The sequence below is a fragment of the Streptomyces sp. NPDC001832 genome (assembly GCF_040297265.1).
In the GTDB taxonomy this organism is placed as follows: domain Bacteria; phylum Actinomycetota; class Actinomycetes; order Streptomycetales; family Streptomycetaceae; genus Streptomyces.
The window spans coordinates 183,621-205,573 of sequence record NZ_JBEOYU010000005.1; the positions used below are offsets into that span (position 1 = coordinate 183,621).

The following is a 21,953-nucleotide window of genomic DNA, read 5'->3' on the forward strand; positions in this document are numbered from 1 at the left end:
CCCGCAGCGGAGGCCGAGGCCGAGGTTGTGGAAGCGGCGCCGGTGCGTACGCGTCGTCGTGCGGTCCGTAAGGCGACCGCGCCGGCCGGTGCGCCGCAGGCCGCCGAGGCCGTCGAGATCGTCGAGGAAGCGACGCCCGTGACGGGTGCCGAGCCCGAGCCGGCTGCGGCAGCCACCAAGCCTGCGGCCGCGCCGCGCGGCCGCACCCGGCGCAGGGCATCGGCTCCCGCCGGTGCACCGCAGCCCACCGAGGCCCCGGCCGAGCCCGCAGAAGCAGAGGAAGCAGAAGAAGCAGTAGAAGTCGTCACCGAAGCCGTCGAGACCGCCGGGGCCCCGCGCGGACGTCGTCGTGCCGTCCGCAAGGCGACCGCGCCGGCGGGTGCGCCGAAGGCCACCGAGGACACCGCAGTAACCGGCGAGAACCTGCCCGAGGCCGCTGTCGAGGAGCCGGTCACCGAGCCCGCCGACGTCGAGGACGCCGCACCGCGCGGCCGTCAGCGCCGCCGGGCCACCGCCGCCGCTGGCCGGCCCGAGTTCACCGGCAAGGACGAGGAGCCCGTACACAAGAGCCGTCGCGCGACGCGCCCTGCCGTGGCCGTGTTCCAGGCGCCGGTCTTCGCCGAGCCGATGTTCCAGACCCCGGAGACCGCGGCCGCCGCCGCTGCCGCTTCGCGTCACGAAGAGGTCGAGGAAGAGACCGAGACGGTCGAGGAGCCGACCGCCACCAACGAGGCCCCGGCCGCCGAGGCCGCGCCGCAGGCCGGTTCACGCCGCCGTCGCCGCCGTCGTGGTGAGGCCGCCGAGGCCGAGCCGACCGCCGCTGCCGCGGTGGAGGGGCACGCCGAGGAGGAGCCCGAGGCCGAGGCCGATCACGAGGCCGAGGAGACGGACGAGTACGGGGACCGGCCCTCGCGCCGTCGCCGTCGCGGAGGCCGTCGCCGCCGTCGTGGCGAGACCACCGAGGGTGACGAGACTGCGGAGCAGCACGGCGACGAGGCCGCCGCCGAGCACGCCGAGGAAGACCAGGAGCGCGCTCAGGAGTCCGAAGAGGCTGAGGAGGACGAGGACCACGAGGCGTCCGTCGTCGGCTCCAGCAGCCGTCGTCGCCGTCGCCGCCGTCGTCGCAGCGGTGACACCGCGGCCGAGGCCGAGAGCGCTACGGACGATCCGGAGCGTACGGTCGTCAAGGTCCGCGAGCCCCGCAGGAAGGAAGAGCGCGAGCTCGGCACCGGCTTCGACGAGGTCCAGTCCATCAAGGGCTCGACCCGTATGGAGGCGAAGAAGCAGCGCCGCCGCGAGGGCCGTGAGCAGGGCCGTCGTCGCGTCCCGATCATCACCGAGGCCGAGTTCCTGGCGCGCCGCGAGGCCGTCGAGCGCGTGATGGTCGTCCGCCAGAACGGCGAGCGCACCCAGATCGGCGTCCTCGAGGACAACGTGCTCGTCGAGCACTACGTCAACAAGGAGCAGGCGACCAGCTACGTCGGCAACGTCTACCTGGGCAAGGTGCAGAACGTACTGCCGTCCATGGAGGCCGCCTTCGTCGACATCGGCAAGGGCCGCAACGCCGTCCTGTACGCCGGTGAGGTGAACTTCGAGGCGCTCGGCATGGCTCACGGGCCGCGCCGTATCGAGACCGCGCTCAAGTCCGGCCAGTCCGTCCTCGTCCAAGTGACCAAGGACCCGATCGGCCACAAGGGCGCCCGCCTGACCAGCCAGGTCTCGCTGCCCGGCCGCTACCTGGTGTACGTGCCCGAGGGCTCGATGACCGGCATCAGCCGCAAGCTGCCCGACACCGAGCGGGCCCGGCTGAAGACCATCCTCAAGAAGATCGTTCCCGAGGACGCGGGTGTCATCGTCCGTACCGCGGCGGAGGGCGCGAGCGAGGACGAGCTGCGTCGCGATGTCGAGCGGCTGCAGCAGCAGTGGGAGGACATCCAGAAGAAGTCGAAGAGCACCGGCAGCTCCAACGCACCGACGCTGCTCTACGGCGAGCCGGACATGACCGTCCGGGTCGTCCGCGACATCTTCAACGAGGACTTCTCCAAGGTCATCGTCAGCGGCGACGGCGCGTGGGAGACCATCCACGGTTACGTCTCGCAGGTGGCGCCCGATCTGACGGACCGCCTGTCGCGGTGGACCTCCGAGGTCGACATCTTCGCGACGTACCGGATCGACGAGCAGCTGATGAAGGCGCTGGACCGGAAGGTCTATCTGCCGAGCGGCGGCTCGCTGGTGATCGACAAGACCGAGGCCATGGTCGTCGTCGACGTCAACACCGGCAAGTTCACCGGTCAGGGCGGCAACCTCGAAGAGACCGTCACCAAGAACAACCTGGAGGCGGCCGAGGAGATCGTGCGTCAGCTGCGGCTGCGCGACCTCGGTGGCATCGTCGTCGTCGACTTCATCGACATGGTGCTGGAGTCCAACCGGGACCTGGTGCTGCGGCGCCTGCTGGAGTGCCTGGGACGCGACCGTACGAAGCACCAGGTCGCCGAAGTCACCTCGCTGGGCCTGGTCCAGATGACCCGTAAGCGGGTGGGCCAGGGCCTGCTGGAGTCCTTCTCCGAGACCTGTGTCCACTGCAACGGGCGCGGCGTGATCGTGCACATGGAGCAGCCGACCTCGGTCGGTGGAGGCGGCAACGGCAAGCGTTCCAAGAAGCGCGGCCGGGGCGGTGCGGGTCAGGACCGCGAGCTGGACCACGAGCATGTGGCCGAGGCCGAGGCCGAGGCCGAGGTGGCCGCACCGGTGGCGCTGCCCGAGCCGGAGTTCGTCCCGGACGAGGAGTTGTACAGCAGCCCGGCCGAGGCCGAGGCGGCCGCCTCGCGCGGCCGCGGCCGGCGCCGCGCGACCCGTAAGGCAACGGCCCCGGTCGGCGCCCCGAAGGCCGCAGCAGCTCCAGCCCCGGTCGTCGAGCCGGAGCCGGTCGTGGTCGTGGAGCCCGAGCCGGTCGTGGAGGCCGAGCCGGCCGCCGAGATCCCGGTGGTCGTCGAGGCGGCCCCGGTGGCCGAGGCCCCCCAGGGCCGTACGCGCCGTCGGGTGACGCGGAAGGCGACCGCCCCGGCGGGCTCGCCGGCTCCGGCCGAGCAGGTTGAGCCGGTCGAGGAGCCGGTATCGGTGTCGGTGGTCGCCCCGGTTGCCGAGGAGGCCCCGGTCGTCGAGGCTCCGCAGCCCGAGGCAGCGCCTGAAGAGGTGGTCCCCGAGGCCGCTCCGCCGCGTGCCCGCCGTCGGGTGACCCGCAAGGTCTCCGCCCCCGCGGGCTCGCCCGCAGGTGCCCAGGCGGCAGAGGTCGTCGTGGTGACCGGCTCCACCGAGCCGGAGCCCGGCGCCGAGTCGACCGCGACCGCCGAAGCTCCGGAAGCAGCGGAAGCGGAGGCCCCGGCCAAGAAGACGGTCCGTAAGACGGCCAAGAAGGCCACCGCCAAGAAGGCCACCGCCAAGAAGGCAGCCACCAAGAAGACGGCTGCCAAGAAGACCGCCGCGAAGAAGACGACGGCCAAGAAGACGACAGCCAAGAAGACGGCAGCGAAGAAGGCGGTCGCCGCGGAGCAGTCGCCGCAGTCCTCCGTCTTGGTCGACACCGAGAGCTGACCGGCGGGTCGGACAGCAGTGAAAGAGGTGCGGTTCCCTCAGATGCCGCCGGGTGGTCTCCGATCAGAGGTCACCCGACAGCATCTGAGCGGGACCGCACCTCTTTCGCATGGGGGAGGCAGAAGCCGCCAGGGCCCGGTTTGACCGCCCGGGGGAGGCGCCGTAGCCTTAGCCCTCGGCGTGTTTCCATGCGCGCCCACCCCTGAGCACATTCCTCCTGGTGGCTCGTCCGCCGGGAGAGGCCGCTCGTCCTTCCGGATCGTCGCGGGCTTCGGCCTGCGCGGGCGGCTGGCATCAGGGGATCCGTTCCGAGCGAGAGAGAGATCCGCGTGTACGCCATCGTGCGCAGCGGTGGCCGCCAGCACAAGGTTGCTGTCGGTGACATCGTTGAGGTTGACAAGATTTCCACTGCCCAGGTTGGCGACACGGTCGAGCTCTCGACCCTGCTCGTGGTTGACGGCGACGCCGTCACCAGCGACCCGTGGGTGCTGGCCGGGATCAAGGTCCAGGCCGAGGTCGTGGACCACCACAAGGGCGCGAAGATCGACATCCTTCGCTACAAGAACAAGACCGGCTACCGCCGTCGCCAGGGTCACCGTCAGCAGTACACGGCGATCAAGGTCACCGGTATCCCCACGGCTGCGAAGTAAGGGACTGAGGAGACATGGCACACAAGAAGGGCGCATCGTCCACCCGGAACGGGCGCGATTCCAATGCTCAGCGGCTCGGCGTGAAGCGCTTCGGCGGTCAGGCCGTCAACGCCGGTGAGATCCTGGTCCGTCAGCGCGGCACCCACTTCCACCCGGGCACGGGCGTCGGCCGTGGTGGCGACGACACGCTGTTCGCACTCGCCGCCGGTGCGGTCGAGTTCGGCACGCACCGTGGCCGCAAGGTCGTGAACATCGTTCCGATCGCCGGCTGATTTTCGGCGCTCGTCGAGCGGTTTCTGCGGAGGCGGACCTCACTTCCCGTGCGGGAAGCGGGTCCGCCTTTCGCGTGTTTCTCCCATGAGAGACGGCTTTCTCCTACGCGGGACAGCACGAGTGAGACATTTCTGCATGTATGTAACTGGAGGTTCCCACCATGACCACCTTCGTGGACCGCGTCGAGCTGCATGTCGCCGCGGGTAACGGGGGCCACGGCTGCGCCTCCGTTCACCGTGAGAAGTTCAAACCGCTCGGCGGTCCCGACGGCGGCAACGGCGGCCGTGGCGGCGATGTGACCCTGGTCGTCGACCAGGACATCACCACGCTCCTCGACTACCACCACAGCCCCCACCGCAAGGCCACCAACGGGCAGCCCGGCGCGGGCGACAACCGGTCCGGCAAGGACGGGCAGGACTTGGTTCTGCCGGTGCCCGACGGCACGGTCGTGCTCGACAGGAACGGCAACGTGCTGGCCGACCTGGTCGGCCAGGGCACCACGTTCGTCGCCGGGCAGGGCGGCCGCGGCGGCCTCGGCAACGCCGCGCTGGCCTCCGCCCGGCGCAAGGCCCCCGGTTTCGCGCTGCTCGGCGAGCCGGGTGAGGCGCGGGACGTCGTCCTGGAGCTCAAGACCGTCGCGGATGTCGCGCTGGTGGGCTACCCGAGCGCCGGTAAGTCCTCGCTGATCTCCGTCCTGTCCGCGGCCCGGCCGAAGATCGCCGACTACCCCTTCACGACCCTCGTCCCGAACCTCGGCGTGGTCACCGCCGGCAGCACCGTCTACACCATTGCCGATGTCCCGGGCCTGATCCCGGGCGCCAGCCAAGGCCGGGGCCTGGGCCTGGAGTTTCTGCGGCACGTGGAGCGGTGCTCGGTACTCGTGCACGTGCTGGATACCGCGACGCTGGAGTCCGACCGTGACCCCGTCTCCGACCTCGACATGATCGAGGAGGAGCTGAAGCAGTACGGCGGCCTGGAGGACCGGCCCCGCATCGTCGTCCTCAACAAGATCGACATCCCGGACGGCCAGGACCTCGCCGACATGATCCGCCCGGACCTGGAGGCGCGCGGCTACCGAGTCTTCGAGGTGTCCGCCGTCGCCCGTACCGGCCTGAAGGAGCTCTCCTTCGCGCTCGCGGGCGTCATCGCCGAGGCGCGTGCGGCCAAGCCCGTGGAGGCGGCGACCCGTATCGTCATCCGCCCGAAGGCCGTCGACGAGGTGGGCTTCACCGTCACCAAGGAGGAGGACGGCCTCTACCGGGTGCGCGGCGAGAAGCCGGAGCGCTGGGTGCGTCAGACCGACTTCAACAACGACGAGGCCGTCGGGTATCTGGCGGACCGTCTCAACCGCCTCGGTGTCGAGGACGAGTTGATGAAGGCCGGCGCGCGGGCGGGTGACGGTGTGGCGATCGGCGCCGAGGACAACGCGGTCGTCTTCGACTGGGAGCCGACCATGGCGGCGGGCGCGGAGATGCTCGGTCGGCGTGGCGAGGACCACCGTCTCGAAGCACCTCGGCCGGCGGCACAGCGCCGACGCGACCGTGAGGCGGAACGCGACGAGGCGCAGCGCGAGTTCGACGACTTCAACCCGTTCTAGGGCGTGTTGCGAAAGTAGCGTCGTCCGCCCCCGGCCAGACGGGACCGCCGCGTTGTCGGTCGTCGCCCGGATCCGTTGACCAAGCCGTCCCCCAACCGGCGGGAACCGACCCCGCTCAAGGGTGATTCATGCCGCTCATTCGTGTGGTCTCGGTCACTTGGTGCGGGCGTGTCAATTCCGCTATCCGCCCTGATCGCAAGGCAACACCAGGTTTCAATACGGCATGCAACGGCCGACGTCCACCTTGCGAGACGGTAACGGAGAGTGCAACCATCGCTGTATCTCTCAGCCCTCGCAAGGTAGGTCGTCTGTGTCTGCTCAGCACATAGTCAAAGCCCGAACCACAGCAGTCGTGCTCGCCGGCGGTACCGGTCAGCGCGTGGGACTGTCCATCCCCAAGCAGCTGCTGAAGATCGCAGGCAAGGCCGTCATCGAGCACACGCTGTCGATCTTCCAGCAGTCCGACTCCATCGACGATGTCATCGTGCTCATGGCTCCTGGCTATGTGCCCGACGTGGAGAAGATCGTTACCAAGGCCGGACTCACCAAGGTCACCAAGGTGATCGAGGGCGGTTCCACCCGCAACGAGACCACCGAGCGTGCCATCGCGGCCCTCGGCGAGGGCCTGGCCGAGGGCGAGGACCGCAATGTCCTCTTCCACGACGCCGTGCGCCCCCTGCTCTCGCAGCGCGTCATCAAGGACTGTGTCGACGCCCTGGACCGCTACCAGGCGGTCGACGTCGCCATCCCGTCCGCGGACACGATCATCGTGACCCGCACCCACGGCGGCGACGGCGAGTTCATCACCGACGTGCCCGACCGCTCCCGGCTGCGCCGTGGCCAGACGCCGCAGGCCTTCAAGCTCTCCACGATCCGCCGGGCGTACGAGGTTGCCGCGGGCGACCCGAACTTCCAGGCCACCGACGACTGCTCGGTCGTCCTGAAGTACCTCCCCGACGTGCCGATCTACGTCGTCGCGGGCGACGAGTACAACATGAAGGTCACTCAGCCGGTCGACGTCTTCATCGCGGACAAGCTCTTCCAACTGGCCTCCACGGCCGTGCCGCAGCCGACCGATGACGCCGCCTACCGTGAGCTGCTCACCGGCAAGACCCTCGTCGTCTTCGGCGGCTCGTACGGCATCGGCGCTGACATCGCGGCGCTCGCCGAGTCCTACGGCGCCACCGTCTACGCCCTGGGCCGCTCCACCACCGGTACGCACGTGGAGAATCCGGAGCACATCGACGACGCGCTCTCCAAGGCGTATGCGGACACCGGTCGCGTCGACTACGTGATCAACACCGCGGGCGTGCTCCGCATCGGCAAGCTGGCCGAGACGGACAACGCGACCATCGAGGAAGCACTGAACGTCAACTACCTGGCGCCCGTGCAGATCGCCCGCGCCTCGTACAAGTACCTCGCCGAGACCAAGGGCCAGCTGCTGCTCTACACGTCCAGCAGCTACACCCGGGGCCGCGCGGAGTACAGCCTCTACTCGTCCACCAAGGCCGCCATGGTGAACCTCACCCAGGCGCTCTCCGACGAGTGGGCGGGCGACGGAGTGCGGGTGAACTGCGTGAACCCCGAGCGCACCGCCACGCCGATGCGCACCAAGGCGTTCGGCGACGAGCCCGCCGGCACGCTGCTCTCCTCCGAGGCGGTCGCCAGGACCTCCCTCGACGTCCTGCTCTCCGAGATGACCGGCCATGTCGTCGACGTACGGCAGCAGGACCCGACCCGTGGTGCCTCCGAGGCATCGGGCTTCGAGCAGGCGCTGGCCGCTGTCCTGGACCGACAGGCCGATGTGTAATACTGATTGACAATCGAAGACTATTCGGACCCCTGTAGACGCCGCGTGCGAACTACAGGGGTCCGAATTCGTGAAGATCTGGCTTCACATTTCACTCGCAAGGTAATCAGTCGGCACCCCCGGGAGCGGTACTTCGTGATTTCGAAAGCCATTCGTATGGCTCGAGTGGGCAGTGGTTCGGAGCTGGCCGCCGCTCTCCTCATGGCTCTGGGCTTCCCGTGCGTCATGCTCGCGGCGATTATCCCCAATCTTTGGCTCTTCGCCGGTGCCGCCGCGGTGACCTATCTGGCCGACCGGTATCTGCATCACTGCGGCAGCTACCTGATCAACCGGCTTGCCGCAGTCCGCGCGGGGCTCTCGATCCGCTTCCTGGTCCGCCAGCTGCTGCTGATTCTGCTGCTTTCCCGTATGGGGTACGGAGAGCAGATGCTGTTCTTTGTGACGGTCGCCTGCCTGTTGGCCTTTTACGGTCTCCAGGCACCGCAGAGTGCGACGGTCACGCTTATCAAGCTCCGCCGCAAGCTCCCCGTGGTCACGCGCAACGTCGACCTGGGGCAGGTGCGGATCCCGGACGCCCCGTCGCGCCTGCTGCTGAACCGCCCCGCGGAGAAGATGCTCCATCTGGACATCTTCGCGATGGTGGGCGTGCTGGTCGCGGTCGAGACCGATAGGAACGGCTTCGCTTACGCGGGCCTGGCCATCACACTGATTCTCGCGGTCTGCTACCTGGCGGCGCTTCTCCCGTACATTCGTCCGAAGCGGCTCGTGGCGCCCGATACCGAGGTGCTGCACGCGGTGAGCACCTGGCTGCGCGAGTACAAGCCGACCGTGGTGCTCTACTTCTCCGGCTCCAAGGACTCGGCCTACCAGGTCAACATGTGGCTGGAGACCATGGCGCAGCTCGACGGGCGTCCGCTGATCCTGCTGCGCGAGCGCGCGATACTTACTCAGCTGAACACGACGTCGGTGCCGGTGCTCTGCGTGCCCGGCGGTGTGCACCTGATGAACCTGGACCTTTCGTCGGTGCGGGTCGCGCTCTACGCGGCCAACGTCGGCAAGAACATCCACCTGCTCCGGGTGCCGACGATGAAGCATGTCTTCATCGGCCACGGCGACAGTGACAAGCTCGCCAGCGTCAACCCGTACAGCAAGGCCTACGACGAGGTGTGGACCGCGGGCCGGGCCGGCCGCGACCGTTACGCGCTGGCCGATGTCGGCGTGCGCGACGAGGACATCGTCGAGGTGGGCCGCCCGCAGCTGGCCACCATTCAGTCGTGGACCGGCGAGCCGAAGAACCCGATCCCGACCGTGCTGTACGCACCCACCTGGGAGGGCTGGGACGACAACCCGGGCAACACCTCGCTGCTGCTGGCCGGCGAGAACATCGTCAAGCGGCTGCTGAACTCCGAGAAGCCGGTGCGACTGCTCTACAAGCCGCACCCCTTCACGGGTACCCGCAGTGCCAAGGCCAAGGCCGCACACCAGCGGATCACCGCGATGATCGAGAAGGCCGCCGTCGAGCGCGCGGCCGACCCCCGCTGGGCGAAGGAAACGGCGGCACTCCAGGCGGTGCAGGCTGCGGCGCGGGCCGAGCTGGCCCGTATCGAGGCACGGCTCGAGGTGCTGTCGAGCGGCGGCCACGTCGCCAGGGACGAGGCCGAGATGTCCCGCGACTCGCTGGCCGACCCGGCGCGCGAGGCCGAGATCGCGCGGCTCAAGGACGAGTGGAACGCCGCCTCCTGGCGCGCGCTCGGCTGGTGGGAGCACAAGGTCATCACGGGCGCCCAGATGCGTCTGTACGACTGTTTCAACGAGTCGGACGCCATGGTCTCGGACATCTCCAGCGTGGTGTCGGACTTCATCGCGAGCGGCAAGCCGTACGCGGTCACCGATTCGGCAGGGCTCGGCGAGGACGAATTCCGTCGGCAGAACACCGCGGTCCGCGCCGCGGTCATCCTGTCCAATGCCGCGACCGAGTTGGACGTCCTGCTCGCGGCGGTGGTGGAACCTGCCGCGGACACCCTGGCGGTCGACCGGCGTGAGCTGAAGGAATACCTCCTCGGCCCGGACGAGCCCACCTCGATCGTGCAGTTCGACATGGCCATGAAGGCGCTCGCGGCCAAGTCGGAGGCCCGGAACGCAGGCTTGGCGCGAAACCTCGGCGAATCTGTGAACGGCTGAGAGCCGCCCTGCTGAGGGCTGTCCTACGATTCCAACGGCCCGGCACAACCCTTCAAGGTTGTGCCGGGCCGTTGTGATAAAGGTCACGCTTCACATGCATAGCGTTGGGCAACCAACACGCGGGGGTGTCTGTCTTCTGTTGATGTGAACGAGATGCCAATTCCTGACGTAACCGTGATCATTGGTGCATATGAGGCGATGCCCTATCTAATCCGCTGCCTCGAATCGGTGGAGAAGCAGACCATCGGCGCCGACCGGATCGAGATCGTGGCGGTCGATGACGGTTCGACCGACGGCACCGGTGAGTACCTGGAGGAGTTCGCGGCCCGATCCGCGGTTCCGATGAGGGTGGTCCGGCAGGAGAATTCCGGTGGTCCCAGCGGGCCGCGCAATGTGGGTCTCGGCATGGCGAGGGGGCGCTATGTGTTCTTTCTCGATGCGGATGACTACTTCGGCGACGAGGCCCTGGAGCGGATGGTGGCCATGGCCGACCGGGCGCACACCGATGTGGTGCTCGGCAAGGTGGTCGGGGTCAATCGCGGAGCGCCTCGGTCGATGTGGACAGCCACCAAGGAACGCGTCAATGTATACAATTCCAAGGTCATTTACACGCTGAGTGCCCAGAAACTTTTCCGGCGTGAACTGCTGGAGCGAATTGGTCTGAAATTCGATGAGGGACTCAAGACCGGTGAGGATGCGCTCTTCACCATGGAGGCGTACCTCCGGGGCGCCGGAGTCTCCGTCATCTCCAATTACACCTGCTACTACCTGGTCGGCCGGGACGACGGAAAGCATGTGACCAAGAGCGGCACCTACGTATGGCGGTTCGATTCCATGCGGGCCATGATGGCGCTCATTCACCGGCTCGAGCCGGCCGGACCGAAGCGGGACTTCCTGATGGTCCGTCCCTTCACGGTCGGGATGATGCAGCAGTTCGGTCCCAACTTCCTCCGGGACTCGGAGGAGGTCCGGCGCCACAAGATGGAGCTCGCGGCGCCGCTCACGGACACGTACTGGAACGACGGGGTGGCGCGCCTGATCAAGGTCGCCGAGAGGCTGCGGCTCGCCGCTGTCGCGGCGGGCCGGGCCGACGTGCTGGTGGACATGCTGACGTATCTGCAAGCGAAAACGGTTCCGGATGTGGTCAGCTCGCGAAAGAGGGACAAGCTCTTCCTTGCGTACCCGCATTTCCGGGACCGTTCGAGCGGTCTCTCGGAGTCCGATTTCGAGGTCACCGTGCCCGACTGGCACGACGGAAAGCGCATCGAGAAGCCCGAGACCGTAGCCCGTAAGGCGTCACTGTCACGGCGCGTCGTCCGGCGTATGCGGCGGGACGTACGACGCTGGAAGGCGAGGCTCGTCGCATAGGCTGAGCAAATCCACCCCGGCCGGACTCCGTACGTGCGTTCGCATCTCGTTCACGGGGGTGACGCGCTACGAATTGCACAGCAATTCTCAGTAAAGTCGCCCCGCAGGTCGCAGCCGCGACAAGACCGATATCTCAACCATGAGGACTGGTCACGTGAAGGCTCTCGTACTGTCCGGAGGGGCGGGCACCCGCCTGCGTCCCATCACACACACCTCGGCCAAGCAACTGGTGCCCGTGGCGAACAAACCCGTGCTGTTCTACGGCCTGGAAGCCATCGCCGACGCGGGCATCACCGAAGTCGGCATCATCGTGGGCGACACCGCCCAGGAGATCCGCGAGGCGGTCGGCGACGGTTCCCGGCTAGGCATCGAGGTCACGTACATCCCCCAGGACGAGCCGCTCGGCCTTGCCCACGCGGTGCTGATCGCCCGTGACTTCCTGGGGGACGAAGACTTCGTCATGTACCTCGGTGACAACTTCATCGTCGGCGGGATCACCGGTCTGGTGGAGGAGTTCCGCACCGACAAGCCCGACGCGCAGATCCTGCTGACCCAGGTGCCCAACCCCACCTCCTTCGGCGTCGCGGAACTCGACGCCGAAGGCCGGGTGGCTGCGCTGGAGGAGAAGCCGAAGGAGCCCAAGAGCGATCTGGCGCTCGTCGGCGTCTACCTCTTCACCCCCGCCATCCACGAGGCCGTCCGCTCGATCGAGCCCTCCTGGCGCGGTGAGTTGGAGATCACCCACGCCATCCAGTGGCTGATCGACCAGAAGCGTGACGTCCGCTCCACCACGATCCGCGGGTACTGGAAGGACACCGGCAATGTCACCGACATGCTGGAGGTCAACCGGACCGTCCTGGAGGCCATCGAGCCGTCCTGCGAGGAGGCCGAGGTCGACGAGGACAGCGAGATCATCGGCCGGGTGCGGATCGAGGCGGGCGCCAAGGTCAGTGGCAGCCGCATCGTCGGGCCCGTGATCATCGGGGCCCGGTCGTTGATCAGCGGCGCGTACGTGGGCCCGTTCACCTCGGTCTCGGAGGACTGCCGGATCGAGGACAGCGAGATCGAGTACTCCATCGTTCTGCGGGGCGCCTCGATCGCCGGTGTCCGCCGTGTGGAGGCGTCGCTCATCGGCCGTGATGTCCAAGTGACCCCCGCGCCCCGTTCCCCGTCCGCCCACCGACTCGTGCTCGGCGACCACAGCAAGGTGCAGATCTCCTCATGACCACCAACATCCTGGTGACAGGCGGCGCCGGCTTCATCGGCTCGCACTACGTCCGAACGGTGCTCGGCCCCGAAGGCCCCGGCGACATCGCCGTCACCGTGCTCGACAAGCTCACCTACGCGGGCAACCCGGCCAATCTCGACGAGGTGCGCGACCACCCCGGATTCAGGTTTATGCAGGGCGACATCTGCGACCCCGAGCCGGTCTCCAAGCTGATGGCCGAGCACGACCAGGTGGTGCACTTCGCGGCCGAGTCCCATGTGGACCGCTCCATCGACGGCGGCGCCGAATTCGTCCGTACGAACGTCGTGGGCACCCACACCCTGATCCACGCCGCGCACCTGGCCGGCATCAAGACCTTCGTACACATTTCCACCGACGAGGTCTACGGCTCGATCGACGAGGGCTCCTGGCCCGAGACCGAGCCGCTCGCGCCCAACTCGCCGTACTCCGCGGCCAAGGCGTCCAGTGACTTGATCGCGCTCTCGTACCACCGCACCCACGGCCTCGACGTGCGGGTGACCCGCTGCTCCAACAACTACGGGCACCACCACTTCCCCGAGAAGGTCATCCCGCTGTTCGTCACCAACCTGCTGGACGGCAGGACCGTCCCGCTGTACGGCGACGGCGCCAATGTCCGCGACTGGCTGCACATCGACGACCACGTCCAGGGCATCGAACTGGTCCGCACCAAGGGCCGGGCAGGCGAGGTCTACAACATCGGCGGCGGCACCGAACTCTCCAACAAGGAGCTCACCGGCCTGCTGCTGGACGCCTGCGGGGCCGACTGGGACACCAGCGTCACCTATGTCGAGGACCGCAAGGGCCACGACCGCCGCTACTCGGTCGACTGCACCAAGATCCGCGAGGAGCTCGGTTACGAGCCCCGCAAGGACTTCCGTACCGGCCTGGCCGAGACCGTGCAGTGGTACCGCGAGAACCGCGCCTGGTGGGAGCCGCTGAAGGACCGGGCCGCGCTGTGAGCGCCGTCTGGCTGGTCACCGGAGCCGCCGGGATGCTGGGCCAGGACGTCCTGGCCCGGCTCGCCGGTGAGGACGTCACCGCGGTCGCCGCGGACCGTGCGGCCATGGACATCGCGGACCTCGAATCGGTGCGTGCCGGCTTCGACAAGCACCGCCCCGCGGTCGTGGTGAACTGCGCCGCCTGGACCGCTGTCGACGACGCCGAGTCCCAGGAGGACGCCGCGCTGCGGGTCAACGGCACGGGCCCCGGGGTCCTCGCCGCGGCCTGCCGCGAACACAACGCCGTTCTCCTCCAGGTCTCCACCGACTATGTGTTCGCCGGGGACGGCGAGAAGCCGTACGCCGAGAACGGCCCCACCAGACCGCGCAGCGCCTACGGCCGCACCAAACTGGCCGGCGAGCAGGCCGTGCTCGACACCCTGCCGGACACCGGTTACGTGGTCCGTACTGCCTGGCTGTACGGCGCGGGCGGCGGTAACTTCGTCCGTACGATGATCAAGCTGGAGGGCATCAAGGACACCCTCGACGTGGTGGACGACCAGCGCGGACAGCCCACCTGGACCGTCGATCTGGCCGACCGGCTGGTCCGGCTCGGACAGGCCGCTCTCGCCGGCACCGCACCCGCGGGCGTCTACCACGGCACCAGCGGCGGCGAGACGACATGGTTCGGCTTCACCCGGGAGATCTTCCGGCTGCTGGGCACCGACCCGGCGCGCGTCCGCCCCACGACCAGCGAGGCCTTCGTACGGCCGGCTCCCCGGCCCGCTTTCAGTGTGCTGGGACACGACCGCTGGGCGGCGGCCGGGATCGAACCGATCCGGGACTGGCGGGCGGCGCTGGAAGAGGCTTTTCCGGCACTCCTTGAAACAGAGCGGCCGCGATCATCGAATGATCGTATTGATGATCAAATCCCCTCGAATTCAAAGACGTGAACAATGAAGGTCTACATAGCGGAGGACGGTTACATCACAGTGGGCTCATGGGGTAACTTCGCCGGGGACCAGACCAGTTGGTTTTCTCCGAAGGGCTGCTCCACGTGAACCGCCATGAATTTCTGCGTCATTTGCACCGCGTCTATCGTCCTCGGAACTATTTGGAGATCGGGGTCAACGACGGCAGGAGCCTGGCCCTCTCGCGGGTACCCTCCGTCGCCGTCGACCCCGCCTTCCGGGTGGTGACGGACATCAGCTGCGACGTCCACCTGGTCAAGGCGACGAGCGACGACTTCTTCGCCCGCAAGGACCCGCTGCTGCATCTGCGCAACGGCCGCAACCCGTTCCGCGCCCTTGCCCGCCGCGATCCGCTCAATGTGCTCGGCGGGGATCCGAAGCTGGAGTTCGCCTTCATCGACGGCATGCACCTCTTCGAGTACGCCCTGCGCGACTTCATGAACGTCGAGAAGCACGCCCGCTGGTCGAGCGTGATCGTGCTGGACGACATGTTGCCGCGCGATGTCGACGAGGCGGCCCGTGACCGGCACACCAAGTTCTGGACCGGTGATGTGTACAAGGTGGTGCAGGTGCTGCGCCGCTACCGTCCCGACCTGGTGGTCGTCGAGGTGGATACGGCACCGACCGGTGTGGTCGCCGTGTTCGGCGCCAACCCCGAGAGCGACGTCCTGAAGAACGCGTACGACGAGATCATCGAAGAGTACGTCGTACCCGATCCGCAGGACGTGCCCGACGAGGTCCTGGTACGCAAGAACGCCGTCCGGCCCGAGGCGCTGCTCGGCGCCGACTTCTGGCCGGCCCTGGCGCGCGCCCGCAACCTGCGCCGGCCCCGCTCGGCGTTCGCACCGATCCGCCAGCGGATCAAGGCCGTGACAGGCTGACCGGACCGACATAGCACGAAGCCCCCGCGATCCGTACGGACCACGGGGGCTTCGGCGTTTCCGCTTCGGGCTCAGAGACTGTCGGGTGGCCTCTGACCGGGCGACCGGAGGCCACGGAGGCCACCCGACAGCCGCTCAGTCCCGGGCGCGCAGCTCGGCGTAGTACGCCTGACAGGCCTCGTACGACGGCAGCAGGCCCTGCTCCTCGGCCTCGGCCAGCGACGGGGCCGCAGCGTCCTTGTCGGACAGCAACGGGGTGATCCCCTTCGGCCATTCGATGCCCAGCTCGGGGTCGAGCGGGTTGATGCCGTGCTCGCGGCCGGGCGCGTAGCCCTCGGAGCACAGATAGACGACCGACGCGTCATCCGTCAGGGCCATGAAGGCGTGGCCGAGCCCCTCGGAGAGATACACCGCGTGATGGTCCGTGTCGTCGAGCCGGACGGCCTCCCACTGCTTGTACGTGGGGGAGCCGACCCGGATGTCCACGATGATGTCGAGCACCGCGCCGCGTACGCACTTGACGTACTTTGCCTGGCTCGGCGGCACATCGGCGAAGTGGACGCCGCGCAGTGTTCCCCGGCTGGAGATGGAGAAGTTGGCCTGAGCCAGCCGCAGCGTGTGTCCGACGGCCTCGCTGAGCTCCGACGCCTTGAACCACTCGTGGAAGCTGCCGCGGCTGTCCGGGAAGACCTTGGGCTCATGCACCCAGGCCCCTGGGAGGGAAAGCTGCCGCATGCGATCACGTCCTTGTTCCGATGTGTTTGGTGCTGGTGCTGGTGCTGGTGGGAGAGTGGGACCGTCTCGTCATGGGAGACGGCTGATCTGTGAGAAACGGATCAGCCGGTGAGCCGGGCAGCGAGACGACGCGCGCGCTTCCGGCCCTCCGGCGGGAGCCTGCGCACGATCGGGCCGCCGACGGTGCGCAGCGCGCGAAGCAGAGTCGCCTTCCGGCGTTGGGCGGCCGCGCCGACCATGATCGTTTCTGCGGCCTCGGGTAGATCCGGATCCAGCTCGATCCTGCCGTCCCTGCTGATGGTGACGGTGCAGAGGCTGAGCGCGGGGCCCTTCTCTCCGTCCAGCCGGACGGAGAGCTTCCAGGCGCCCGCTGCGACGCCGGGGGCGCGACTGGGCACGGTGAGGTGTGCCCGGCCCTCTGTGGGTTGCAGCACGGTATGCAGCGTGTGCACGGCCGATCCGGCTCCATCGACCGGGCTCAGGACCAGTTGGGCGTCGGAGGCGACGGTCGTGGTTGCGGTGAAGAGCTCCAGGCGGAGTTCGGGTCGGCGGCCCGGCGTCCGCAGGACCGTACGGCCGTCCAGATAGGCGGCGAGCTTCTTGCTGCGACGGCTCACATCGAGCGTGAGGTTGCCGTACGGGTCGGTGAAGTACGGGATGACGGCACGGGCCGGTGAGCCGAGCGACGCGGGCAGGCAGGCGGCGTCCACCTCCGGTGCGCGGTCGGCACCCAGCCTTGCCTTGCGGACCAGGCCCAGGCCGCGCAGTGGCACCCAGATGTCCCAGAAGCCGCGGGAGACCCGGCCACGGCCCTTGACCGCCTCCGAAGACACATATCCACTGCCGCTCAGAACGATCTCGCAGGCTCCGTCGCCGAGTTCATCGGTCCGAGTGGTGAACGTCGCAGGGCAGGGCCACTCGACGGCCGTCTCGCGATTGCGCAGGGACAGTTCGGCGGAGAAGCCGTCGATGTCGTCGGTGACGTCCAGGAGTTCGTCCTCCGACAGCAGCCCGCCGCCGAGGTCGGGGTGCAGGAAGTAGCGGCCGTCCTTGCGCAGCAGCTTCACCGGCGCCTCGTCCTCGCCGTGGACCAGCCGAGCGGTGATGGTGATGGCGGCGCGGCCGTCCGGCTGCCAGGCGAATTCCTCCAGACGGGCCGACGCCTTGACGGACCCGGCGAACCGGGCGATCCGGAGCAACCCCTCCCGGTCGTCCCTGCGCAGGAGCGTGGACCGGATCCGCAGCAGCGGCCCGAGGCCGTCGTGCACACCGTCGCCCATGAAGTCGATGGCCAGCGGCCTGATCGCGTCGCACATCTCGTTGAAGAACTCGGGCTGGTACTTGACCACCGAGGGTTCGCTGAGCCGGCTCAGCATCTCGACCCGGTAGAAGCGGCGGAGCAGCAGATCCCGGAACTTGCCCGGCTCGGTGTTGGCCACGACGACGTCCAGGACTTCGCGGAGGTTCCCGTAGTAGTTGGCCGGGACGATCCTGGTGGACCCGGCGTTCTTGCCGTCGTCGCGCCGGGAGTAGTAGTAGCAGGTGTAGTTGCCGAGGATCGAGACGACCTTGGCGGGGAAGTACGCCTGCATCATGTAGAGCTGGTCCTCGAGCCGACGCTTGCCCTCGGGGTAGGCGATGCCGTTCTCGCGGAGGAACTTCGTACGGAACATCTTGTGCGGTGTGAGGCTGTCGTACAGGGGTGCGTCGCGCAGGGTGCACTTCTCGCGGTTCCTCTTGAACACGCCGTGCGGCACCCCGCGGAAGTTGCTCGCCACCTTGCCGATGACGATGTCCGAGCCATTGCGGTGCCCCATCTCGTACAGCCTGCGCAGTGCGTCGGAGGCGAGATGGTCGTCCTGGTCGACGAACTGTACGTATTCGCCCTTCGCTTCGGCCACACCGATGTTGCGGGGCTTTCCGGGCCATCCGGAGTTGGGGATGGTGATCACCCGGAAATGAGGGTGTTCCACCGCCAGCTTTTCGAGCCGTTCGGGAGTGTCGTCGGTGGAGCCGTCGTTCACGAAGAGAACTTCGAACTCCCGTGCGGAGAGGGACTGTCTCAGGAGCGAGTCGATGCAGGGGTCGATGTATTTGCCTGGGTTGTATACCGGAATGACGACACTTACTTTGACTGGCATCGCTGATGTCCCATGTCTGGTAGGTCCCTGAAAATGGCGGCAGATGTGGGGCCGACACTGTTGCCGCCGTATGTGGGGGAGCCGCCGCCAAGCAGCCTATCGGCTGTTGGATGAGCGAGGGGTTCTGATGCTTGCACCGGTCGGCACGCACCCATATTTTCTTCTCTTCGCGGGGTGCCTGTGTATGGCACCGAGAAGTCGATCATTTGATATGAGTAATGAATGTGACTGCTGATGCAGCTGTCGATCTCATCTGTGGAGAGGCCAGGTGCGGACGAGCCACGGAGCTGTCCGTACGTCCACGGAGCGAAACGCACAGGCGCCTCTTCCTTCGTTCACGTAGATTGCCAGGGCTGGGCGAGGCCGAATCATTGGGGATGTACGTGTCAGGGGCAAGGCAGGACGTCGCAGAGGCCCGCAGGGTCGTGGTCAAGGTCGGTTCCTCATCCCTCACCACAGCGGCGGGCGGCCTCGATGCGGACCGCGTCGACGCGCTCGTCGACGTACTCGCCAAGGTGAGGAGCGGCGGGGAGCGCGAGATCGTGCTCGTCTCCAGCGGCGCCATCGCGGCCGGGCTCGCCCCGCTCGGGCTGCACCGCCGGCCCAAGGACCTGGCCAGACAGCAGGCCGCGGCCAGCGTCGGACAGGGACTGCTCGTCGCCCGCTACACCGCATCCTTCGCGCGCTACGGCGTACGCGTCGGCCAGGTGCTGCTCACCAGCAACGACACCAGCCGCCGCGCCCACTACCGCAACGCCTACCGCACCCTCGACCAGCTCCTGGACATGGGTGCGCTCCCGATCGTCAACGAGAACGACACCGTTGCCACCGACGAGATCCGGTTCGGTGACAACGACCGGCTCGCGGCGCTCGTCGCCCATCTCGTCCGCGCCGATCTGCTGGTCCTCCTGTCGGACGTGGACGGCCTGTACGACGGCGACCCCAGCACTCCGGGCACCTCGCGGGTCGCCGAAGTGGCCGGCCCCGAGGATCTGGCGGGTGTCACCATCGGCAGCGCGGGGAAGGCGGGCGTCGGTACGGGCGGCATGGTCACCAAGGTCGAGGCCGCCCGGATCGCCACGGCCGCCGGAGTTCCGGTCGTTCTCACCTCGGCGAGCCGCGCCGGCGACGCCCTGGCCGGACGCGACACCGGTACGTACTTCCACCGCACCGGACGCCGCTCGGCGGACCGGCTGCTCTGGCTCGCCCACGCCTCCACCCCGCAGGGCTCGCTGACCCTCGACGACGGGGCCGTACAGGCGGTCGTCGAGCGGCACAGCTCGCTGCTGCCCGCCGGAATCGCCGCGATCGAGGGCGAGTTCTCCGCAGGCGACCCGGTGGAACTGCGCGACCTCGAAGGCCGCCCCGTGGCCCGCGGACTCGTCAACTTCGACGCCAAGGAGATTCCGCAGCTGCTCGGCCGGTCCACCCGCGACCTGGCGCGGGAACTCGGTCCAGCATATGAGCGCGAAGTCGTACACAGGGACGATCTCGTCGTCCTGCACCCCTGACAGACTCCTGAAACGGCTGAAAGTCCAGCCTCGGGGCGAAGACGTTCACGAAAACCGCCCCATTGTCGGCCGCGGGCTGGTCAACTTTGTAGCGGGGGCACAGTGGGGTACAGCACAGCAATCGCATTCACAGGAGGCCGCCGGTGAGACGAGCGCGCCCGGGGGCGCCGCCCCGAGGAACGGGTGGCCGGGCCCTGACCAGCGTCGGAGAAGGTGTCGGCTTCGACGAGAGCCGGTCCGTGGACCGCAGGGACGACCGGACCACCGGCCCCGAGCCGACGACGGCGAAGGAGGAGCACACCCCGTCGAGACTCTGGCACATCACGCTCAGTGCCTCGGGCGTTGCGATTCCGCTGACGGAGGTCAGACGCGCTCTCGAACAACTCGCGCACGACCATCCCTTCCTGCTGACCAGCCGGTACGCCGACGACCACGCGGAGATCCGCTACTGGGAAGAGGCCCGTGATCTGCACGATGCGGCGGCCGTCGCGCTGCGGCTGTGGGGGGAACACCGCTCCACCGCCGGGCTTCCGCCCTGGGAGATCGTCGGCCTGGAGGTCATCGACCGCGAGACGTATCACCAGCGCGTCGCCGAGGGATACGGGCCGTCCCCGGCCGCCCCGGTCGGCGTGCACCCCTACTGAGCGCGGTGGCGGCCCCGGGACAGTTGTCTCGCATCACGGGATACGTGACGGATGCCCGCAGTGTGCGCACTACTCTGCGAGCATGACCACGCTCTCGCCGTACGACAACATGTCCCCGGTCGCCCAGGCCGCCTACCGAGCACGCTCTGCCGCCGCCGACATCGCGCCGCTGCCGCGCGCGGCGAAGGACGACGCGCTGCTGGCGGTCGCGGACGCGCTGGAAGTGCGGACGGGCGAGATCGTCGAGGCCAACGCCGAGGATGTCGCCCGCGCCCGCGAGGCCGGGACCAGCGAGTCGATCGTCGACCGGCTCACCCTCACCCCGGAGCGGATCCGCGCCATCGCCGCCGATGTGCGGGACGTGGCGGCGCTGCCCGACCCGGTCGGCGAGGTCGTCCGCGGCTCGACCCTGCCTAACGGTCTCGACCTGCGTCAGGTGCGGGTGCCGCTCGGCGTGGTCGGGATCATCTACGAGGCCCGGCCCAATGTGACGGTCGACGCCGCGGCCCTCTGCCTGAAGTCGGGCAACGCCGTCCTGCTGCGCGGCTCGTCCTCCGCGTACGCCTCCAATGTCGCGCTCGTACGGGTGCTGCGCGACGCGATCGGCGGCTCCGGCCTGCCGGCCGACGCGGTGCAGCTGGTGCCGGGCGAGAACCGCGACTCGGTACGGGAACTGATGCGGGCCCGCGGCCTCGTCGACGTCCTCATCCCGCGCGGCGGCGCCTCGCTGATCCGCACAGTGGTCGAGGAATCCACTGTTCCGGTCATCGAGACCGGCACCGGTAACTGCCATGTGTACGTGGACGCGCAGACCGACCTCGACATGGCCGTCGACATCCTGATCAACTCCAAGGCGCAGCGCCCGAGCGTCTGCAACGCCGCCGAGACGCTCCTGGTCCACAAGGACATCGCCGCGGACCTCCTGCCCCGGGCACTGGACGCGCTGGCCGACGCCGGGGTGACCGTGCACGGCGACGAGCGGGTCCTCCAATACGCCGAGAGGTCGAAGGCCACCGTGGTGGCGGCGACGCCGGAGGACTGGGAGACCGAGTACCTCTCGTACGACATCGCCGCGGCCGTCGTGGAGTCGCTGGACGCTGCCGTCGCCCATATCCGGCTCTGGTCATCCGGCCACACCGAGGCGATCGTGACCACCTCCCAGGCCGCGGCCCGCCGCTTCACCCAGTTGGTGGACTCCACGACGGTGGCCGTGAACGCGTCGACGCGCTTCACCGACGGCGGTCAGTTCGGCTTCGGCGCCGAGATCGGTATCTCCACGCAGAAGCTGCACGCCAGGGGCCCGATGGGCCTGCCGGAGCTGACCTCGACGAAGTACATCGTCACGGGCGACGGTCACGTACGGTGACCGTCCCGGTTCGGTGAATGTTGCGGGCTCCCTGCCCAGAACGACCC

General features: G+C 68.2%; 16 protein-coding genes. 14 read left to right on the top strand and 2 right to left on the bottom strand.

Annotated elements, in window-relative coordinates:
- From ABT115_RS06850 to ABT115_RS06900, 11 genes are all read left to right on the top strand, one after another.
- Nucleotides 1-3,591, top strand: a 3,591-nt coding sequence (locus tag ABT115_RS06850) for an Rne/Rng family ribonuclease (protein ID WP_351784804.1), incomplete at its 5' end; no start/stop codon positions are given.
- Nucleotides 3,592-3,920: 329 nt separating this feature from the next.
- Entirely contained in the window at nucleotides 3,921-4,241 is a 321-nt protein-coding gene (gene rplU / locus ABT115_RS06855; RefSeq protein ID WP_349996974.1) for a 50S ribosomal protein L21, read from the top strand.
- A 14-nt stretch (nucleotides 4,242-4,255) separates the two neighbouring features.
- Nucleotides 4,256-4,513, top strand: a complete 258-nt coding sequence (gene rpmA / locus ABT115_RS06860; RefSeq protein WP_018103204.1) for a 50S ribosomal protein L27 — start codon at nucleotides 4,256-4,258, stop codon at nucleotides 4,511-4,513.
- A 161-nt stretch (nucleotides 4,514-4,674) separates the two neighbouring features.
- Nucleotides 4,675-6,111, top strand: coding sequence for a GTPase ObgE (gene obgE, locus ABT115_RS06865; protein WP_351784807.1), 1,437 nt, complete (start codon nucleotides 4,675-4,677; stop codon nucleotides 6,109-6,111).
- Nucleotides 6,112-6,421: 310 nt separating this feature from the next.
- The gene (locus tag ABT115_RS06870) at nucleotides 6,422-7,921 is read left to right on the top strand and encodes a D-ribitol-5-phosphate cytidylyltransferase (protein WP_351784809.1); all 1,500 of its coding nucleotides are present in this window, start codon (nucleotides 6,422-6,424) and stop codon (nucleotides 7,919-7,921) included.
- A 156-nt stretch (nucleotides 7,922-8,077) separates the two neighbouring features.
- Nucleotides 8,078-10,102, top strand: a complete 2,025-nt coding sequence (locus ABT115_RS06875) for a hypothetical protein (RefSeq protein ID WP_351784811.1) — start codon at nucleotides 8,078-8,080, stop codon at nucleotides 10,100-10,102.
- Between the two features lie 153 nt (nucleotides 10,103-10,255).
- The gene (locus ABT115_RS06880; protein ID WP_351784813.1) at nucleotides 10,256-11,470 is read left to right on the top strand and encodes a glycosyltransferase family 2 protein; all 1,215 of its coding nucleotides are present in this window, start codon (nucleotides 10,256-10,258) and stop codon (nucleotides 11,468-11,470) included.
- A 154-nt stretch (nucleotides 11,471-11,624) separates the two neighbouring features.
- The gene (locus ABT115_RS06885) at nucleotides 11,625-12,695 is read left to right on the top strand and encodes a glucose-1-phosphate thymidylyltransferase (RefSeq protein ID WP_351784815.1); all 1,071 of its coding nucleotides are present in this window, start codon (nucleotides 11,625-11,627) and stop codon (nucleotides 12,693-12,695) included.
- Nucleotides 12,692-13,678, top strand: coding sequence for a dTDP-glucose 4,6-dehydratase (gene rfbB / locus ABT115_RS06890; RefSeq protein ID WP_351784817.1), 987 nt, complete (start codon nucleotides 12,692-12,694; stop codon nucleotides 13,676-13,678). The genes ABT115_RS06885 and rfbB overlap by 4 nt, the downstream gene beginning before the upstream one ends.
- Complete coding sequence (rfbD, locus tag ABT115_RS06895; protein WP_351784819.1) at nucleotides 13,675-14,610, top strand: dTDP-4-dehydrorhamnose reductase; 936 nt, start codon at nucleotides 13,675-13,677, stop codon at nucleotides 14,608-14,610. The genes rfbB and rfbD overlap by 4 nt, the downstream gene beginning before the upstream one ends.
- Before the next feature lie 104 nt (nucleotides 14,611-14,714).
- Nucleotides 14,715-15,509, top strand: a complete 795-nt coding sequence (locus ABT115_RS06900) for an O-methyltransferase (protein WP_351784821.1) — start codon at nucleotides 14,715-14,717, stop codon at nucleotides 15,507-15,509.
- A gap of 135 nt (nucleotides 15,510-15,644) precedes the next feature.
- Here ABT115_RS06900 and rfbC read toward each other — a convergent pair whose 3' ends face one another.
- Both rfbC and ABT115_RS06910 read right to left on the bottom strand, forming a co-directional pair.
- Nucleotides 15,645-16,244, bottom strand: a complete 600-nt coding sequence (gene rfbC, locus ABT115_RS06905; RefSeq protein ID WP_351784823.1) for a dTDP-4-dehydrorhamnose 3,5-epimerase — start codon at nucleotides 16,242-16,244, stop codon at nucleotides 15,645-15,647.
- 101 nt (nucleotides 16,245-16,345) lie between these two features.
- Nucleotides 16,346-18,385, bottom strand: coding sequence for a glycosyltransferase family 2 protein (locus ABT115_RS06910; protein ID WP_351784825.1), 2,040 nt, complete (start codon nucleotides 18,383-18,385; stop codon nucleotides 16,346-16,348).
- Between the two features lie 377 nt (nucleotides 18,386-18,762).
- On the opposite strand from ABT115_RS06910, the gene proB reads away from it, so the two are divergent.
- The 3 genes from proB to ABT115_RS06925 all read left to right on the top strand — a co-directional run bounded on the left by proB (nucleotide 18,763) and on the right by ABT115_RS06925 (nucleotide 21,906).
- The gene (gene proB, locus ABT115_RS06915) at nucleotides 18,763-19,896 is read left to right on the top strand and encodes a glutamate 5-kinase (RefSeq protein ID WP_351784827.1); all 1,134 of its coding nucleotides are present in this window, start codon (nucleotides 18,763-18,765) and stop codon (nucleotides 19,894-19,896) included.
- Nucleotides 19,897-20,039: 143 nt separating this feature from the next.
- A complete protein-coding gene (locus tag ABT115_RS06920) occupies nucleotides 20,040-20,540 on the top strand; it encodes a DUF8830 family protein (RefSeq protein WP_351784829.1) in 501 nt (166 codons plus the stop codon).
- A gap of 82 nt (nucleotides 20,541-20,622) precedes the next feature.
- The gene (locus ABT115_RS06925) at nucleotides 20,623-21,906 is read left to right on the top strand and encodes a glutamate-5-semialdehyde dehydrogenase (RefSeq protein WP_351784831.1); all 1,284 of its coding nucleotides are present in this window, start codon (nucleotides 20,623-20,625) and stop codon (nucleotides 21,904-21,906) included.
- Nucleotides 21,907-21,953: the final 47 nt, after the last annotated feature.

Coding starts and splice junctions, on each gene's coding strand:
- ABT115_RS06910 (WP_351784825.1), bottom strand. CDS start 18,385: ATGCCAGTCAAAGTAAGTGTCGTCATTCCGGTATACAACCCAGGCAAA.
- ABT115_RS06875 (WP_351784811.1), top strand. CDS start 8,078: ATGGCTCGAGTGGGCAGTGGTTCGGAGCTGGCCGCCGCTCTCCTCATG.
- proB (WP_351784827.1), top strand. CDS start 18,763: ATGTACGTGTCAGGGGCAAGGCAGGACGTCGCAGAGGCCCGCAGGGTC.
- ABT115_RS06880 (WP_351784813.1), top strand. CDS start 10,256: ATGCCAATTCCTGACGTAACCGTGATCATTGGTGCATATGAGGCGATG.
- obgE (WP_351784807.1), top strand. CDS start 4,675: ATGACCACCTTCGTGGACCGCGTCGAGCTGCATGTCGCCGCGGGTAAC.
- ABT115_RS06925 (WP_351784831.1), top strand. CDS start 20,623: ATGACCACGCTCTCGCCGTACGACAACATGTCCCCGGTCGCCCAGGCC.
- rfbB (WP_351784817.1), top strand. CDS start 12,692: ATGACCACCAACATCCTGGTGACAGGCGGCGCCGGCTTCATCGGCTCG.
- rpmA (WP_018103204.1), top strand. CDS start 4,256: ATGGCACACAAGAAGGGCGCATCGTCCACCCGGAACGGGCGCGATTCC.
- rfbC (WP_351784823.1), bottom strand. CDS start 16,244: ATGCGGCAGCTTTCCCTCCCAGGGGCCTGGGTGCATGAGCCCAAGGTC.